Origin of the sequence: Enterobacter sp. E20 (assembly GCF_000801755.2) — a bacterium.
GTDB lineage: Bacteria > Pseudomonadota > Gammaproteobacteria > Enterobacterales > Enterobacteriaceae > Enterobacter > Enterobacter asburiae_B.
This window is the reverse complement of sequence record NZ_CP012999.1, coordinates 2403059-2421089: the sequence shown is the minus strand read 5'-3', so window position 1 is coordinate 2421089 and position 18031 is coordinate 2403059. Positions and strand designations below refer to the sequence as shown.

General features: G+C 57.5%; 14 protein-coding genes. 8 read left to right on the top strand and 6 right to left on the bottom strand.

The genetic code is table 11. The features are described 5' to 3' along the window. Positions 1–117 precede the first annotated feature (117 nt). Positions 118–1812 (top strand): Hsp70 family protein, encoded by a 1695-nt coding sequence (locus NI40_RS11410; protein WP_039262413.1) that lies wholly within the window; start codon positions 118–120, stop codon positions 1810–1812. Then, the gene (locus NI40_RS11405; protein WP_039262416.1) at positions 1813–3147 is read left to right on the top strand and encodes a J domain-containing protein; all 1335 of its coding nucleotides are present in this window, start codon (positions 1813–1815) and stop codon (positions 3145–3147) included. A gap of 74 nt (positions 3148–3221) precedes the next feature. Here NI40_RS11405 and NI40_RS11400 read toward each other — a convergent pair whose 3' ends face one another. Further along, positions 3222–4709, bottom strand: coding sequence for a UbiD family decarboxylase (locus NI40_RS11400; RefSeq protein WP_039262417.1), 1488 nt, complete (start codon positions 4707–4709; stop codon positions 3222–3224). 113 nt (positions 4710–4822) lie between these two features. Here NI40_RS11400 and NI40_RS11395 point away from each other — a divergent pair, with 113 nt between their 5' ends. Then, a complete protein-coding gene (locus NI40_RS11395) occupies positions 4823–5707 on the top strand; it encodes a LysR substrate-binding domain-containing protein (RefSeq protein ID WP_039262418.1) in 885 nt (294 codons plus the stop codon). On the opposite strand, the gene NI40_RS11390 is transcribed toward NI40_RS11395, so the two are convergent. From NI40_RS11390 to NI40_RS11375, 4 genes are all read right to left on the bottom strand, one after another. Further along, positions 5698–6609 (bottom strand): LysR family transcriptional regulator, encoded by a 912-nt coding sequence (locus NI40_RS11390; RefSeq protein WP_039262419.1) that lies wholly within the window; start codon positions 6607–6609, stop codon positions 5698–5700. The genes NI40_RS11395 and NI40_RS11390 overlap by 10 nt on opposite strands. A 1-nt stretch (position 6610) precedes the next feature. Beyond that, positions 6611–7597, bottom strand: a complete 987-nt coding sequence (locus NI40_RS11385; protein ID WP_039262421.1) for an MBL fold metallo-hydrolase — start codon at positions 7595–7597, stop codon at positions 6611–6613. Between the two features lie 141 nt (positions 7598–7738). Beyond that, a complete protein-coding gene (locus tag NI40_RS11380) occupies positions 7739–8488 on the bottom strand; it encodes a 5'-nucleotidase, lipoprotein e(P4) family (protein ID WP_226852640.1) in 750 nt (249 codons plus the stop codon). Positions 8489–8574: 86 nt separating this feature from the next. Continuing rightward, complete coding sequence (locus tag NI40_RS11375; RefSeq protein WP_039262423.1) at positions 8575–9102, bottom strand: GNAT family N-acetyltransferase; 528 nt, start codon at positions 9100–9102, stop codon at positions 8575–8577. A 132-nt stretch (positions 9103–9234) separates the two neighbouring features. Here NI40_RS11375 and treZ point away from each other — a divergent pair, with 132 nt between their 5' ends. Genes treZ through glgX form a run of 3 tightly spaced genes read left to right on the top strand, consistent with a single transcriptional unit; the run spans position 9235 to position 15578 of the window. Further along, positions 9235–11022, top strand: coding sequence for a malto-oligosyltrehalose trehalohydrolase (treZ, locus tag NI40_RS11370; RefSeq protein WP_039262424.1), 1788 nt, complete (start codon positions 9235–9237; stop codon positions 11020–11022). Continuing rightward, complete coding sequence (gene treY, locus NI40_RS11365) at positions 11019–13487, top strand: malto-oligosyltrehalose synthase (protein WP_039262426.1); 2469 nt, start codon at positions 11019–11021, stop codon at positions 13485–13487. The genes treZ and treY overlap by 4 nt, the downstream gene beginning before the upstream one ends. A gap of 15 nt (positions 13488–13502) precedes the next feature. Continuing rightward, entirely contained in the window at positions 13503–15578 is a 2076-nt protein-coding gene (gene glgX, locus NI40_RS11360; RefSeq protein ID WP_039262427.1) for a glycogen debranching protein GlgX, read from the top strand. 2 nt (positions 15579–15580) lie between these two features. Here glgX and NI40_RS11355 read toward each other — a convergent pair whose 3' ends face one another. After that, positions 15581–16126 (bottom strand): winged helix DNA-binding protein, encoded by a 546-nt coding sequence (locus NI40_RS11355; RefSeq protein ID WP_039262429.1) that lies wholly within the window; start codon positions 16124–16126, stop codon positions 15581–15583. Between the two features lie 199 nt (positions 16127–16325). Between NI40_RS11355 and NI40_RS11350 the strand changes: the two genes are divergently transcribed. Both NI40_RS11350 and NI40_RS11345 read left to right on the top strand, forming a co-directional pair. Continuing rightward, positions 16326–17048, top strand: coding sequence for a DUF969 domain-containing protein (locus tag NI40_RS11350; RefSeq protein ID WP_039262430.1), 723 nt, complete (start codon positions 16326–16328; stop codon positions 17046–17048). Beyond that, on the top strand, positions 17045–18031 hold the full coding sequence (locus tag NI40_RS11345; RefSeq protein ID WP_039262431.1) for a DUF979 domain-containing protein: 987 nt from the start codon (positions 17045–17047) through the stop codon (positions 18029–18031). Before NI40_RS11350 ends, NI40_RS11345 begins: the two co-directional genes overlap by 4 nt.

Genomic DNA, 18031 nt, shown 5'->3' with positions numbered 1-18031 from the left:
GGGTACAAGAAAGCAGGGGAAGCGGCAATAATATCAAGATCCCCCTTTTTTTGGGCATTAGTTCTCTTCTAACTATTTGTATAATCAATAGAGTAACAATGAAAAACAGGTATACCGATGACGCATAATCAGGTGCTGGGAATCGATCTCGGGACAACGAACAGCGCGGTCAGCGTTTGGCTTGAGGGGCGGCCAGTGCTGGTTACGAATAAATTTGGTGAGGTTCTGACCCCTTCAGTCGTGGGTCTTGATGATGACGGCAATATCCTGACAGGCCATCCTGCCCGGGATCGTTTACAAACTCACCCGCATCTCACGCAGGCGAGCTTTAAGCGTTTCATGGGGACAGACATCCAGCTTCCGCTTGGGCTAAGGCAATTTCGTGCGGAGGAGTTATCTGCTCTGCTGCTTCGCCAGTTGAAAGAGGATGCTGAAGCCTGGCTTGGCCAGGCTATATCCGATGCGATCATCACCGTTCCGGCTTATTTTAATGATGTACAACGACGGGCGGTAAAAAATGCTGCCAGCCTGGCCGGCCTGAATGCCATCCGCCTTTTAAACGAACCTACCGCAGCTTCTCTTGCTTTTGGGTTACTGGAAAACAGAGAACAAAAATATCTCACTTTCGATCTTGGCGGTGGGACATTCGATGTATCCATTATTGATATGTTTGAGGGCGTGGTGGAAGTCCGTGCCAGCAGCGGAGACGTACGCTTAGGTGGAGATGATTTTTCGGATGCCATTCTGCAATGGATGTTGCAACAACACCCGGCTCTAAAAGCAGCCCCCGATACGGTGAGGGCCGAGCTGCTGGCGAAAGCCGAAAGCATGAAACTGACGCTTAGCCAGCATGCACAGGCCGAGGTCACTCTATGCTGGAATGATACGGAGTGGCGATGGTTAATGAATGAAGAGCAATTTGCCCAGTGCTGCAAACCGCTTTTAAATCGGCTTCAACATCCTGTTCAGCAGGCGCTCAATGATGCGCGTTTCTCAGTGCGCGATCTGGACCATATCCTTCTGGTGGGAGGGGCGACGCGCATGCCACTCGTCCGCCAGACTGTCGCGCGACTTTTTGGTCGCTTCCCACGTCACGATCTTCATCCCGACGAAGCCGTAGCCCTTGGTGCTGGCGTTCAGGCCGGTATGGTCATGTCTGATGTCGCCGTGGAGGATATCATTCTCACGGACGTGATGCCTTTTTCTCTGGGTGTTGAAGTTGCCAGGCGGAGTTCGGAGCGTCTTGAGACGGGATTTTTCCTGCCACTCATCGAACGAAATACCTTTCTACCCGTGAGTAAGATGGAGACAGTCAATACCGTTGAAGATAATCAACGCACTGTATTGCTGAAGATCTACCAGGGGGAGGCGCGCAAAGTTCGCGATAATATTTTTCTGGGTGAAATGAGTATTGATGTCCCACCTGCACCGGCGGGAGAGGTCTCTCTGGATGTTCGCTTTACCTATACCCTCGATGGTTTGCTGGAAGTCGAATGTCAGTGTCAGGGAAACCCCGCCATCTCAAGACGGATTATTGAAAAAGTGCCGGGGCAGATGAGCGATGAACAAATTGCCGAGAGTCTGCAAAAGCTCGCCGCACTCAAAATCCACCCTCGCGATCGTAAGGAAAACGTCGCGCTGTTGGCTCGCTGTTCGCGACTCTATGAACGGCTGCTGGGGGACGAGCGAGCCTGCATTGACCGGCTTACAACAGAATTTGAGTGGGCTCTTGAGAGTCAGGAGCCGCAGCGGATTGAACGTTCTGCACGAGAGGTTGAACTTTTTCTCAATAGCTACGAAGGGGTCAGGTAGATGAGCATCTGGCAAACTCTTGATATTGCTCCTACAGAGGATGAATCGGAAATTCGGCGAGCCTACGCACGCCAGTTAAAAAAGAATCGTCCTGATACCGACCCCACTGGTTACCAACGCCTACGGGAAGCCTTTGACGATGCAAAACGCTTAGCAAAGGAAGGCAAAGAGAAGGATCCACAACGTGTTTTAGTCGATGAACCAGCGGCAATGGTTGATCGTCAGGAAGAAACTGATGAACGCGTGACCGTTTTCTTACCAGAGCGCGAAGCGTTATATACGGAACAGGAAATATCTGCTCTGGCTTATAAGCTCGTCAACGAAGAAATATCCGGCATTGCTTCTCTCAAGCATCTCTCCGCCCGCATTAACGGGCGAGGAAGTCTTGAACAACAACGGCTTTTCAGTCAACGTCTTGCCGCTGCACTGGCTGAACAGCCTGGATTAACTGAAGCGCAACTTGATATCGTGGCGGAAATGCTGAACTGGCGGATACATGATTACGACTTTAGCCATATCATCCCGCTTTACCTTCAACACGCCATTAATCATCAGATCCGCCAAACTGAAATCCTCCGAGCCTGGCAGAAAATGGAGGCGGAAGGGAAGCAGGGATCATGGCGGGAGAGGCTGGCTATTAAGCTGCTCAGAAGTGAACGACCGAACGTACCTTTTTGGATACGATTATTGCCGGGTTTGATTGAAACTATGGCAACACGATATCAATACGTACTGCAATCTTTTCCGGAAATCCTCCCCCGGCTCAATCCTTTTATTCTGCAGTTCCTGCAGAGAGCACGATTAGGCCTCACATCGGCGGGTCTTTTCTTATTGGCATTCTGGGGTTTTCTTTTCAGCGCTATTTTACCCTCCATTGGGGGTATTACCCTCGTCAGTACCATTACAATTGCAACGCTTATTTTCTACCTTTACGTCAGCGATATGGTGTTGATAAGCGCCCATTCCAGACCCAGATTGCTCAGCGCTTTTTTAGGCATTGAGTTCCTGCTTTCACTCATTATTATTCAGTGGTTCTTTGGCGGACTCTATTTTGCTGCTCTTTCGGCCATTACTACACCCGGTCTGGGGCCACCACTCCTGATGACGGCGATCTTTTTGCTGCTGTCGGCGATAGCCGTATGGGCAGTGTGGCCGAATCGAAAAGTACCGGCGATCCGCTTGCCCGGAATTATCATGAGCAGGCTCTTTTCCAGTCCATGGCGGATCCTTGAGGTGATGAATTTCGCCTGGTATAGCTTTATCTGGCTTTTCATTCATTACTTTATTTGTGCTGCGGTTATGGCGGCGCTGATTAATCAGTTTAGTGAGAGATGAATTAAATATGGCGCTCTAATAATAAAAGGTCACCCGGCTTAAGCCAGAGTGACCTTATTAAATTTTTCAGCTATTTATTTCTTATCCGCGAACAGCTCCGGCGCCCACGGACGCGGATCCACCTCCATAAACGGCGCGCGCTCGAAGCGGTCCTTCAGCGCCCACGGCACCGTGCAGTCGAAGATGGTCTTGCAGGAGATGCCGTTTGCGCGAATTGAGGTGCTGTAATCCGGCGACTGGGACGGATCCAGCTGGTGGCCGCGGATCCCCGGAATATTGGTGATGCTGACATCGCCCTGCATGCGGGTGGTCATCGCCCACAGGATGTCGTCGCTGTCGAAAATATCCACGTCTTCGTCGACAAGAATGATGTTCTTCAGCTCCGAATAGGTGGCTAAGGCAATGAGCGCCGCCTGTCCCTGACGTCCTTCGTCTGACGGCTGGCGTTTTTTCACCTGCAGGATCCCGAGGAATTTACCGCCGCCCGCGGTATGCGCATAGACGTTTTGCAGGAAGCCCGGAATCGCCTCTTCAACGGCATTGCGGATGCTGGCCTCCGTCGGCAAACCGGCCAGGGTGGTATGCTCTTCCCCCGGTCCCACCAGCGTTTGCAGGATCGCGTGGTTTCGCATGGTCACGGCTTTCACTTTGATCACGGGCAGGGACGGGTTCGCCTCGCCGCAGTAGCCCGGGAACTCCGGCATCGCGTGGCCGGTATTGGTGTGCTGATCTTCTCTTACGCGCACGCCCGGAAGCAGTTCGCCCTCGATGATGATTTCCGCCCGCGCGATCGCTTTCTCTTTTACCGCCACGCCCTGCACCAGTTCGACCGGCTGCTGGCGCAGCGCCCCGGCGACGCCCAGCTCGTTGTAGCCAAACGGCGTGGTGGGGGCCTCAAAGCACGCGCCGATATAGATGGCGGGATCGAGCCCCATGTTGATCGTCACCGGCAGCGGTTTTCCGGCCTCTTCGGCTTTTTTGCGGAAAACTTCGATATGGCGCCCGGCGGCAAGGAACATGGAAAGCTCGTCGCGCTCCTGTACGCAGAGGCGGTGAATGGTGACGTCCGTCAGCGAGCTGTCTTCCGGATCGCTTGCCAGCACCAGCCCCAGACAGAAGAACGGGCCGGCATCAATCGGCGTGTTTGTGGGGGCCGGAAGCAGCTTGCGCAGGTCGAAGTCAGGGTCGTCTGCGTAGAAAACCTGTTCCTGGCAGGGCGCCTGCGAGGCCGGAACGACAACCGGCGCAACCGGCTTTTTCACCGCCTGGCCGACGTGTTTTGCAAGTTCAGAGGGTTCGCAGCCCAGAAGCAGCGCCGCGCGCTCGCGGCTGGCGTGCATGCCCACCAGGATGCGGGAGCCCGGATAGCCCTTCACGCTGTTGAACATCATGGCCGGGCCTGTACGCGTTGGACGTTTTACCGTGCCTCCCGCGCCGATATGGCGGTAGACTCCCGCCAGCTCCGCGTTGGGATCGACCGGATGATCGGTTTCAAGATACTGCCCTTCGTGGCGCTGAAGCAGGGCGATGGCGCTGCGGAGATCGTTGATCGGGTTTTCCATAATTTCCTCCCTCGTTTTGAATACCTCCATTTTTATGGCAATGACCAATAGCATCAATTGCATCATTACTGCTAAATTGATAAGTAAACTCATATCAAAAAAGGAAGCGTTCCGTGCAGTTTCGTCAGATGCGCCATTTCATCGTGGTGGCCGAAGAGCTCCACATGCACCGGGCCGCTGAGCGTCTGAACATGGCGCAACCGGCCCTGAGCCAGCAGATAAAGGCGCTGGAAGAACGTTTAGGCGTCACGCTCTTTAGCCGGGCGAACCGCCGCTTAACCCTGACGCCCGCGGGTGAAGCGTTTCTGGTTAAAGCCAGGCTCGCCATCTCCCTGACCGAGCAGGCGGTTCTGGACGCCAGGCAAACGGCACGGGGCGAGCAGGGGGTATTAAACCTGGGGTGCGTGTCGAGCGCGATGTTCGACGGCAGGCTGCCCGCCGCGCTGCGCCAGATGCATACGCGCTGGCCGGCCATTACCATGTCGCTGGTGACGGGAAACGTGCAGACGCTCTACGCGGCCGTGCAGAGCAACCAGCTCGATGTGGCTATTATCCGGGCGCCGCTGCCGTCGCTGCCTGACGATCTGCAAAGCCGCCCGTTCACGTCAGAGAAAACGGTCCTGGCGCTGTATCGTCAGCACCCGCTGGCGGGATCTTCCGCGCTGACGCTTTCGTCGGTGAAGGACGAAAAATGGATCTCCCTGCGCGACCCGGAGGGAATGGGGCTGGAACAGTACTTTTATGACGCCTGCAGCGGGGCGGGCTTTCAGCCGGACGTGGTGCAAAACGCGACCGACGTGCCCACGGTGATAAGCCTGGTCTCGGCGGGGTTTGGGCTGGCGCTGCTGCCCGCGTCGGCAAAGGCGGTGAGCCTCGAGAATGTGGTTTACGTGGACATCCTCGACCGGCTCCGGGAAAGCGAGCTGACGCTGGTTTGCCACCGGATTATTCGCTCAGAAGTGCTTAAAAAATTCCTGATTACCCTCGATCATACCTGACGCCCGGCGGCCTGCAGCAGCTGCTCGCGCAGCCAGGCATTCGCCGGATCCTGGCTGTTTTTCGGGTGCCAGTACATGTAGATGGTAATCGGCTGGAGCGGCAGCGGCGGCGCAAAGAGATCCAGCGTGCCGGCAAACTGTTTCAGCATCCGTTCCGGCAGGGTGCACACCAGGTCGGTACCGGCAACAAGCGCAGGCGCCATGGCGTAGCTCTGCGTGGACATCGCGACGTGCCGCTGGTAGCCCAGCCCGGCCAGGGTTTGATCGACAAAGCCGGTAAACGGATCCCCCGCCGATGACACCACCAGATGAGAAAGCGCGCAGTAGCTTTCCAGGTCTAACTCTCCGGTCCCGCGCGGATGGCCTTTGCGCTGGGCGGTGGCAAACGTATCGTCGAGCAGTTTGCGTCTCACCCAGCCGTCATGAGCACCCGCGCTCACGCCGATGTAGATATCCACATCACCGTTTTCAAGCTGCTGCGGCAGTTCGGACATCTGTGGCAGGGCGAAGCGCAGGCGAATACCTGGAGCTTCGGTACCCACCTGGTTAAGCAGCCCGGTGCCCAGCATCAGCGCCGGGTTTTCGTGCAGCGCGATAACAAAGGTTCGGGTGCTGGTCTGGGCATCAAACGTGGTGGGAGAAAACATCGCGCTGATGCCGCGCAGCACGCTCTCTACCTGCGGCTTAAGCGCTTCCGCTCGCGGCGTCGGTAGCACCCCACGTCCATGTGGGGAGGGAATAAACAGCGGTTCGCCAAACAGCGTTCGCAGACGCGCGAGACGGGCGGATAGCGCGGGCTGGCTGATGCCCAGCCGCGCGGCCGCATGGGTGATATTCCTGTCCTGAAGCAGGGCGTCCAGGGTCAGGATCAGGTCGATGTCCATGTCAGAGACGGGCGTCATTTTATTTCGCGCTGCCGGCGTCCCGGTTGGTATAGGTCACAGGGACCCAGGCATAGCCGCCGTTTTCGCCTTTGGTGACATACCCGATACCCGGGAACGGCAGATGTGGCGCGGCAACCAGGTCTTTATTTTTCACAAAGTCGGCAAACGCGTGTTCGCGCACGCCTGCCGCTTTGTTCTGATCTTCATCGTAGGTAATGGTCACGTCAGGCTGCGGGAACTGAACCGCCGCGGCATGAATGATGTCGCCGACAAAGGTGATCTTCTCGCCGTTGCTTGTCAGCGTGTAGAAGGCTGAACCCGGCGTATGGCCGGGATGAACCGTGCCGGTCAGCCCCGGGAGAATCTCAGATGTGCCGCTAAACGGCACCACTTTACCGGCGTCAAGATAGGGTTTTAAGGTTTTCTGCGCGACGTCAAAGTAGTTCTTGCCGTAGCCGGTTTTTTTCTGATTCTCGTCGTTAAAGAAAAAGTCGACGTCCGGTTTGCCAACGAAAACGCGCGCGTTGCTGAACACCACCTTGCCGTCTTTCACCAGGCCGCCCGCGTGATCGGAGTGGGCGTGGGTCAGCAGGACTTCAGTAATGTCCTCGGGTTTAATCCCCTGGGTGGCGAGGCTCTCAATCAGACGTCCGCCGTTGCCGGGGCCAAAGAGCTGGCCTGAGCCCGTATCGACCAGGATTTTATGTCCGGGCATCGCAATCAGGAACGCGTTGATGGATACCTCAGGCGGGTTGGTCTGGAAATTTTTCGCGAGCAGCGCATCGATTTTTTGCGGCGTTGTCCGGCGCAGCAGCTTGTGCAGATCCTGCGCGACGGTCCCGTCCGTAAACGAGGTGACCAGAACGTCGCCGACCTGAACGCTGTATCCGCCCGCCGGTTGTTTAACGACGTGCTGGGGCGTCTCTGCTAACGCCTGCAGCGCAGGGTAGAAAAGCAATGAACTGGAAATCAGCGTGGACAGGGCAAGTTTTTTCACGGTAAGCATACGAGTCTCCTTTGAAAGCGCTCATCTTACTTCTTCGTAAAATTATAAGAACCTGCCCAGAAATGATAGGACCTATAAACGCGGTGGATAGCACAACGCAGAAGCCGGGTGGCGATGCTGCCTTTCCCGGCCCGTAAGACCTTATTTTTTCAGCGGCGCGTTCCAGCTGTCCGGCGTGGCTTTGGACCAGGAGCCATAAGCGGCATTTGGCAGCACAATCCAGTCGTTTCCGAAGTGTTCCGCGCTGGCTTCAACCAGCTCGCGCTGCTGCTCGCTCGGCTTTTTATTTTTAAACTGCACGGCGAAATCCGGCAGGCTGTCGCCAAACAGCATTACGATCTGCTGCTTTTTGAGGATGCTCTGGCGACGCTCTTCCTTGCTGACCGTGTCCAGAAGCACGCTTTCATCGGACACCTGCGGAAGTCCCAGGGCTTTTAACGTCCTGAGCGTATCGGCTTTATTTTCCTGCATGCGGTCCGAGACATAATAGATACGGACCTTGCTTTGATTCACATGGTCAAGAAACGCCTTCGCGCCCGGAATTAAGCCGGGTTTTCCCTGTTTTTCCCAGTCGCTCCAGGTGTCCCATTTTGTATAGTCGTGACACTGCTCGGTGTCGCGCACCAGCAAAGGGGTGTTATCCAGCACCGTTTCATCCAGGTCCATTACCACGGCGTAATTTTCAGGCGTTTTCAGCTCTTTTAACTTTTCGTTGAAACGCTCGGTGGCAAACCGATACGTCTGCAGCTGAAGAGCCACGATCTCTGCCGATTTCTGCTGATAGCGCAGCGCCATTTCGTACGCTTTGGGTTCACACAGCTCGCCCCCGGCGGCCGTCGCCGCTGCCGTTGCACTCAAAACAGGTAATGCCAGCAGTAATGCCTTAGCCATTGAATTCACACTTTTTTCCTCAACACCCTGGTTAAAATCCCGAAAGCGTAATGAAATTCAATGACAGAAATATGAAGGCCGCGCCGTTAGACCAGCATGTAATACCAGAACAGGGCGACTTCGTCCTTTTCCGGTAAGGCGTTGTAGAGATAACGATCGTATCCGCCCAGGGTAAACCCGTAGTTGCGGTAAAACAGACAGGCAGAGACGTTCACATTTTGTGTTTCAAGCCGTAATCCCGGCGCGTTTACGCTGCGGGCCCAGACGTGCGCGGCGGCCATTAATTTTTGCGCGGCGCCGGTTCTGCGTTTCGTGCGCTCCACGGCAATGTAATCCACCGAGATAAACTTATTCCAGCCGATAGACGCGGTAATAAATCCGGCAATTTCCCCGTCATCCGTTTCGGCAATAAGAAATATGGCGTCCGGATTAACGCAGTGGTTTTCAAGGGTTTGGATATCGAGCTCGTAGGTTTTAATCCAGGGCTCAGCGACGGCTTCGATATGCAAATCGCAGTGGATAAAGGGCTCTCGCGCAATGTGGCTAATGGTGAAAGAAAAGTCACAGCATTCAAGGCGAGCGAGGTCGGTATTGAGTCCTTTTCGAATCTGCATAGTATTCCCGGTAGTGAGTTATTTCATAAAGAATAGACGAAGCGGTTAAATCCGCTGGCCTAACACACTTTTAATCCTGAACTAAGCTTGTACTTCGTTCCGCGTAAAATGTGGGTCATTCGAGGACAATGAATGGAATTCAGGACATTTCAAAAGCAGTGGGGTGCTGAGTTTATTTCCGATGACGTTGTACGTTTTCGCGTCTGGGCAGAAGGACAGAAAGAACTTACGCTACGTCTGGCCGCCGCCGACGTGCCGATGACGGCAGCTGGCGACGGCTGGTTTCAGGCAGACGTATCCGGCGTCACGCACGGTGCAGAATATCAATTTGTTCTGCAGGACGGCATGACGGTGCCCGATCCCGCCTCGCGCGCGCAAAGAGGCGACGTTAACGGCCCCTCCATCGTTATCGATCCCCAACGCTATCAGCCTGTCAACCGGGACTGGGCAGGGCGGCCGTGGGAAGACACGGTTATCTACGAGCTGCACATCGGCACGTTTACCCCGGAGGGCACCTTCCGGGCCGCCATCGACAAGCTACCGTATCTGGCAGAGCTTGGTATTACCCAGCTTGAAGTGATGCCCGTCTCTCAGTTTGGCGGAACACGCGGCTGGGGGTATGACGGCGTGCTGCTGTACGCCCCGCACTCTGCCTACGGTACGCCGGAGGATTTCCACGCGTTTATCGACGCCGCGCACGGGCTGGGACTCTCCGTGGTGCTGGATATCGTGCTCAACCACTTCGGCCCGGAGGGGAACTATCTGCCGCTGCTGTCGCCCGCGTTTTTTGATGCACAGCGGATGACGCCGTGGGGCAACGGCATCGCTTACGAACGCGAGCCGGTGAGGCAGTACATCACCGATGCGCCCCTCTACTGGCTGACGGAGTACCGTCTGGACGGCCTGCGCTTTGATGCCATCGACCAGATTAAAGACTCCTCGGAGACGCACATTCTGGAGGAGATTGCCGCAAAAATCCGCGACGCGATCCCGCACCGTCACGTTCACCTGACCACGGAAGACAGCCGCAACGTGATTTTCCTGCATCCGCGCGATGAACAGGGCAATACGCCGCTGTTCACCGCCGAGTGGAATGATGACTTCCACAACGCTGCCCACGTGTTTGCCACCGGCGAGACCCACGCGTACTACCAGGATTTTGCCTTTGAGCCGGAGAAAAAGTTCGCCCGGGCGCTGGCGGAAGGCTTTGTCTACCAGGGCGAGATTTCGCTGCAAACCGGCGAATCCCGCGGGGTGGAGTGCCAGACGCAGCCGCCGCAGTTCTTCGTCGATTTTATTCAGAACCACGATCAGACCGGGAATCGCGCCCAGGGCGAACGGCTTATCACCCTGGCCGGAGCCGACAAGACGCGGGTGCTGCTTGCCGCGCTGCTGCTTTCTCCCCATATCCCGCTGCTGTTTATGGGCGAGGAGTTTGGGGAAACGCACCCGTTCCTGTTTTTCACCGATTTTCACGGCGATCTGGCAAAGGCGGTGCGGGAAGGGCGCGCAAAAGAGTTTACCGGCCATGCCGGGCACGATGAAACCGTCCCGGATCCGAACGACCTGAACACGTTTATCCGTTCAAAACTCGACTGGAATAAGATTGCCTCCGACGAAGGCAAAACGTGGCTGCGCTTCACGCGCCACCTGCTGACGCTGCGTCATCGCCATATCGTTCCGCTTCTGCGTCATGGCGGCGCCGTTGAGAGCAAGGTAATCAAGACCGCGCCCGGCATGGTGGCGGTGAGCTGGCATTTCCCGTCGGGGACGCTCTCTCTGGCGCTGAATATCGGTAGTAAGCCCGTCGTGCTGCCCGATCTCGCGGGTGAGACGCGCTTTGCCTGGCCGGAAGTCGCTGACGTTTTACCGCCGAACGGTATTGTCGTTCGCTTTGCTGATGGAGAAGCATCGTTATGATCCCTTCCGCCACGTACCGTATTCAGTTCCGTAATGGCATGACCTTCGACCGCGTTGCGGCGCTGGTGCCTTACCTGAAAGATCTCGGCATCAGCCATCTCTACGCATCGCCCGTATTTACCGCCACAGCGGGTTCCACCCACGGCTATGACGTGACCAACCCGAATGAAATTGACCCCGCGATCGGCGGACGAGACGGTTTCGACCGCATGTCGGCAGCGCTTAAGCAGGCCGGCATGGGGCTGATTCTGGATATTGTCCCGAACCATATGTCCACCTCGCTGGAAAATGCCTGGTGGCGGGACGTGATTGAATACGGCCAGCAGAGCCGCTATTTCCGCTATTTCGATATCGACGGGTCGCGCCCGCTGACGCTGCCGTTCCTCGGCGACACCTTTGAGGCGGAGCTGGAGAAGGGTGCGATCGCCCTTAAACGTGACCCTGTCACGAACAAGGTCGCGCTGGTTTACTACGACGCCGAGTATCCGCTCAACCCCGGCACGTACAGCGAGGATAAGAGCATAGCTGAGCTGCATGAAGCGCAAAGCTGGCGGCTGATGTCCTGGCGGGAAGCGCCGAAGCAGCTCTCGTGGCGGCGCTTCTTTGAGATCACCGGGCTGGTCGGCGTTCGGGTTGAAGACGACGCGGTCTTCGACGATACGCACCGGCTGATCCTGGAGCTGGTTCACGCGGGCGTGGTGGACGGCCTGCGCATTGACCACGTCGACGGCCTGGCCGATCCGCTGGGGTATCTGCAGCGCCTGCGGGAGAAAACCGGGCCCGACTGCTACATCACGGTTGAAAAAATCCTCGCGAAGGGAGAACAGCTCCCCGCCGACTGGCCGGTATCCGGCACCACCGGCTACGAGTTTATCGCCTCGCTGGCGGAAGTGCTGGTCGACGACGATAACCTGTCGCGCCTGGAGACCATCCACGACGAAACGCTGGGGATAACGGTCGATCGCCACGCGGAACTGCGCGATGCCAAGGGCCTGATGACCGATCGCAATTTTGAGGGTGAATTCACCACGCTGCTTAACCTTGCTGACGATCTGGCACGCCGCAATGAGATTGCGCTACCGCGCGAGGAGATCCGCCACGCGCTGCGCGAGCTGCTTATCGCCTTTCCGGTCTACCGCACCTACGGCACCCGGGAAGGATTAACCCCGCCGGACGTGGCGCTGCTTAACCGCGTGATCGCCAGCGTGGAGACGTCTGAAGCGCCGCTGAGCCTGATTGTGCGCATTCTTACCGGCGACCTGCCGGAAGATTGCCGCGGGTCCGCCGCGCTTTTCAGAACCCGCTTCCAGCAGCTTACCGGGCCGCTGATGGCGAAGTCCGTTGAAGACACGCTGTTCTTTCGCCACAACCTCGAGCTGGCGCTCAATGAAGTGGGCGCCGACCCGACGCCGCGCGCGTTTTCATTATCCCGCTTCCACCAGGAGATGCGCATTCGTCTCGCCCGACAGCCCGACGCGCTGCTGGGCACCTCCACGCACGATACCAAGCGCGGGGAAGACGCCCGGGCGCGTCTCTACACCCTGACGGAAGCGCCGGAACGCTGGGGGGAAAATCTGGCCCGCTGGCGACAGATGAACCAGACTCAGGTGCGTTTTCTCAATGACGGTACCGCGCCGAACGCTGCCGATACCTGGATGATCTATCAGGCGCTGGCGGGCGTCTGGCCCGCCACGCAGTCACCGGAAGACGCCGAAGGGCTTAAAGCACTCGACGCGCGATTCATCGGCTTCCTCGAGAAAGCGCTGCGCGAGGCAAAACAGCGCACCGACTGGATCGACAGCAACGAGAGCTATGAGAGCGTGGTGCTGAGCTACGCGCGGCATCTGCTTTCGCCGGACAACGCGCTGTTCCTGCAGGATTTTAGCGAGGCGATGCAGCCCTTTATCCGCGCCGGGCTGATGAACAGCCTCAGCCAGACGGTAATCAAGCTGACGGCTCCCGGCGTGCCGGATATCTATCAGGGCAGCGAGGCGCTCAACTTTAGCCTCGTCGACCCGGATAACCGACGGGAGCCGGACTTCAACGCGCTGGTGCACAACCTCAGCGCGGCGGATGCCACGGTGTTTGATAACCCGGCCTGCTGGCGAGACGGGCGCGTTAAGCAGTTCGTCACCGCCACGCTGCTGCGGCTGCGTCCGCATTACGACGCGCTTTTCCGCTACGGCGACTGGCTGCCGCTTAAGGTCTCCGGCGAGCGCGAGGAGAACCTGATTGTCTATGCCCGCGTTAAGGACGAGGAGGCGCTGATTGTCGCCGTGCCGCGTCTGGTTTTTGATGTCACCGATAATCATCAGCTGTGGGTCAATACCAGGGTCGCGATACCGGAAGAACTGGCCGGGAAACGCTATCGGGATCTGTTCAGCGGTGAGAGCCGCATTCTACAAGAGACGCTGAATTTAACGTCAGAAAAGGGATGTGTACTGGTTCTGCTTACCTGCGAATAATCGTGGAGAACGAAAATGGCAAAGGATACTACGTTTGAAATTCGGGCCGGTCATGGCCAGCAGTTGGGGGCGAATTATGACGGGAAGGGCGTCAACTTCGCGCTGTTCTCCGCTCACGCCGAGCGGGTGGAGCTCTGTCTGTTTGATCCGTCCGGGAAAAACGAAATCGCCCGGCTGGAACTGCCGGAATATACCCATGAGGTCTGGCACGGCTATGTGCCGGACCTGAAGCCCGGCGCGCTGTACGGCTATCGCGTCTACGGCCCTTACGATCCGGAAAACGGTCACCGCTTTAACCCACACAAGCTGCTTATCGACCCCTACGCCCGCGAACTGGTGGGCGATATCGACTGGAACGACGCCCATTTCGGCTATGAGCTGAGAAATGATGAACTGGATCTCAGCTTTGACACGCGCGACAGCGCGCCGTTCACGCCGAAGTGCAAGGTCATCGACCCGAACGCCTTTGACTGGCAGGACAACAGCCGGCCAAACGTGCCCTGGCCGCATACCGTCGTCTATGAGAGCCACGTGAAGGGCTTTACCCAGATGAACCCGGCCATCCCGCAGGAGCTGCGCGGCACGTTTGAGGGGATGGGACACAAAGCCTCGGTCGACTACATCAAGAGTCTTGGCATCACCTCGGTGGAGCTTCTGCCGGTTCACTGGTTCCCGGACGACCAGCATCTGCTCGATCGCGGCCTGAAGAACTTCTGGGGCTATAACACCCTCGGCTTTTTTGCTCCGGCGTCGCGCTACTACGGCCCGGCGGGGATCCAGGGCTTTCGCGACATGGTGCGCGCGTATCACGATGCGGGCATCGAGGTGATTCTGGACGTGGTGTACAACCATACTGCGGAAGGAAATGAGCTTGGCCCTACGCTCTCGTTTAAGGGGATTGATAACTACAGCTATTACCGCACCCTGCCGGACCAGCACCGGTACTACATCAACGACACCGGGACGGGAAATACGGTCAACACCTCGCACCCGCGCGTGCTGCAGATGGTGATGGACTCCCTGCGCTACTGGGCGGAGTCGATGCATATTGACGGTTTTCGTTTCGACCTGGGGACGATTCTTGGCCGCGAGCCTGAAGGGTTTGACCCGCGCGGCGGTTTCTTCGACGCCATGACTCAGGATCCGGTGTTATCAAGACTTAAGCTGATTGGTGAACCCTGGGACATCGGTCCCGGCGGGTATCAGGTTGGCGGTTTCCCGCCGGGCTGGGGTGAGTGGAACGACAAATACCGCGATACCGTACGCGAGTACTGGAAGGGCGATAACGTCTCCAACGACTTTGCCGCACGGCTGCTGGGATCCGGGGATCTGTACGACCTGCGCGGGCGTCGTCCGTGGGCCAGCGTCAACTTCATCACCGCTCACGACGGCTTTACGCTGAATGACCTGGTGTCGTACAACGAGAAGCACAACGCCGACAACGGCGAGGACAATAACGACGGGCATAACGATAATCGCTCGTACAACTATGGCGAAGAAGGGCCGACGGAGAACCCGGATATTATTGCTACCCGCGAACGGCAGAAGCGGAATTTCCTGACCACGCTGCTGTTTTCCCACGGCACGCCGATGCTGCTGGCGGGGGACGAGTTTGGCCGCACGCAGAAGGGTAATAACAACGGTTACTGCCAGGACAGCGAGATCTCGTGGATCGACTGGAACGGGATAACCGAAAACGACGCTGCGCTGCGCGAGTTTACCCGACGGCTCATTGCCCTTCGCGCGCAACAGCCGCTGCTGCGCCGTGAAAGCTGGCGCGACGGGCTGGAGATCCGCTGGTTCAATGCCGGCGGCGGCCCGCAGCAGGCCGAGCAGTGGGATGAAGGCTCGACGCTCGGCGTCTCCATCAGCAGGCCAGATCTCAGGCAGGAGGACGGCATCTGGCACGACGTGCTGATGCTGTTCAACCCGTTTGAAGGCACCGTGCCGTTCCAGATCCCGCAGTTTGGCGAAGGGGGATGGGTGCTGGAGCTGTCTACGGCAGAGGACGCTGCCGCCGGGACAGCGTTCACCGACACCGTAGAGTACGAACTGGCCGGACGCAGTATTACCCTCTTCAGACGTCCTTAGCTTCAGAGTGATGCCGCCGCGCGGGCGGCGGTGTCATACAGGGAGGAGATCGTGCGTAACAGCTGCGCGGTCTCGCCAATCGACTTCCCGGCAATGCCGCTCTCCGCGTGGATTGCGATCAGACACGCCTCCCGCACGTCCCGGTACTTCATGCACAACGCTTTCCCTTCCTCGGTAGTCGAGAAAAAGAGCTCTTTGCCCGCTTTCTCGCTCGTCACGTAGCCCGCTTTGACCAGCTTTTTCAGGGCGTAGGTCACCACGTGGGTATCTTCCACGTTAAGAACGAAACAGATATCGGCCAGCTTTTTCTTGCGGTCGCGGTGGTTCACGTGATGCAGCAGCGAGACGTCAAATGCGCCCATATCGGGCTCGCCGGCTGCGGTCATGCAGCGCACCATCCATTTATTGAACGCGTTACTGGTCATGATCAGCGCGTACTCCAGCTCTGACAGTTCCGCGCAGCGCTCGGACACCAGGTGGCGGGACGAGACGATTCGGCCGTCGTTGATATCGTCGTGAGGGGGTGTAGCACTCTTTTCCGAGGTCATAACGTTCCTTAGCCAGAAATGTAAACTCATCGATAAAATAAGAACATTTTATTGATAATTTGTTTACATGTTTTTGAGGTTCAGATATAGCTTTTTAGCGCAGGTTTTCCGAAACCTGTCGAAAAACACAACATCGCTCGCCGCAAAATAAAAAAATAGCCGTCGGCGCGCAACGCTCACTTTGGATAGGGTAAACGTTATGGACGGTACTACGCTGTTGCCGCTGATCGGGATACCGATCGTGGTTATTGGTTTTGCACTGCGCTTCAACCCGCTGCTGGTGGTCGTGGTGGCGGGGCTGGCGACGGGTCTGCTGGTCGGTATGGATTTCGGGATGCTGCTGGAGACCTTTGGCGAAAAGTTCGTGAATAGCCGATCGCTGGCGACCTTCATTCTGATCCTGCCGGTGATTGGTCTGCTGGAATATTACGGGCTCAAGGAGCGTGCCCAGGCCTGGGTGGCGAAGATCGCCAGCGCGACCTCGGCGCGTATTCTGATGCTCTATTTTGTCGCCCGTGAAGGCACCGCCGCGCTGGGGCTGATGTCGCTGGGCGGTCATGCCCAGACGGTGCGTCCGCTGCTGGCGCCGATGGCCGAAGGGGCGGCGCTAAACGAATACGGCGAGCTGCCGCAGCACATCCGCGACAAAATCAAAGCCCATGCCGCCGCGTGTGACAACATTGCGGTCTTCTTTGGGGAAGATATCTTCATTGCCTTCGGCGCGGTGCTGCTGATCGACGCGTTCCTGAAAGAGAATGGCATTCAGGGCATCGAACCGCTGCATATCGGCCTGTGGGCCATCCCAACCGCCATTGCGGCATTAGTTATTCATATGACGCGCCTGCTGCGCCTGGATGCCAGCATCCGTCGCGACGTCATGGCCTGGCGCGCGGAGCAGAGCACGCGGGAGGCCGCGCAATGATGACGCTTATCACCATTAACCGCGTGTACTACCTGATCGGCTTCGTCGTGATGCTGCTGGTTGTGATGACCCTGCGCGATCGCGCCAATCCGAAGCGTTTTACCACCGCGCTGTTCTGGTTCTTATTCGGCGGGATCTTCCTGTTCGGTGACCTGATGGTGCAGGAGCTGGGTAAATCGCTGGCGTACCGGATCGTTGGCGGCGGCGTTATCGCTATCGCACTGCTGGCGGGTTTTGGTCTGGTCGGAAAAGGGCACTATAAAATGTCGACCGAAGACGAACGTCTCGCCTCGTCAAACCGCCTCAAAAACTGGCTGTTCCTGCCCGCGCTGATGATCCCGGTGGTGACGGTTATAGGCACCCTGTTCCTGAAGGGCGTGTCGGTTGGCGGCGTGTTCCTGCTCGATCAGAAACAGCTTACCCTGGCGGCGCTGTGCGTAGCCTGCGTCGCGGCGATCCTCACCGGCTGGTGGCTAACCAAAGGCACGCCGCTGCACGCCATTCGTCAGTCTCGCCGTCTTGTCGACACCATCGGCTGGGCGGTGATCCTGCCGCAGATGCTGGCCATGCTCGGCGGCGTGTTCGTGGCGGCCAATACCGGTGACTCGGTGCAGAAGGTGGTGAGCCTGTTCGTTAACCCGGATAACCGCTTTATGCTGGTGGTGATTTACTGCGTGGGGATGGCGCTGTTTACCATGATCATGGGGAATGCGTTTGCGGCCTTCCCGGTGCTGAGCGCGGGGATAGCGTTGCCGTTTCTGATCAACGTGCATCACGGCAACCCGGCGCCGCTGCTGGCGATTGGCATGTACGCGGGCTACTGCGGCACGCTGATGACGCCGATGGCCGCGAATTTCAATATTGTTCCCGCCGCGCTGCTGGAGCTGAAAGACAAATATCAGGTGATCAAGATCCAGATCCCGACCGCGTTAACCCTGCTGGTGGTGAACGTGTTCCTCATGTATTTCCTCGTGTTTCGCTAA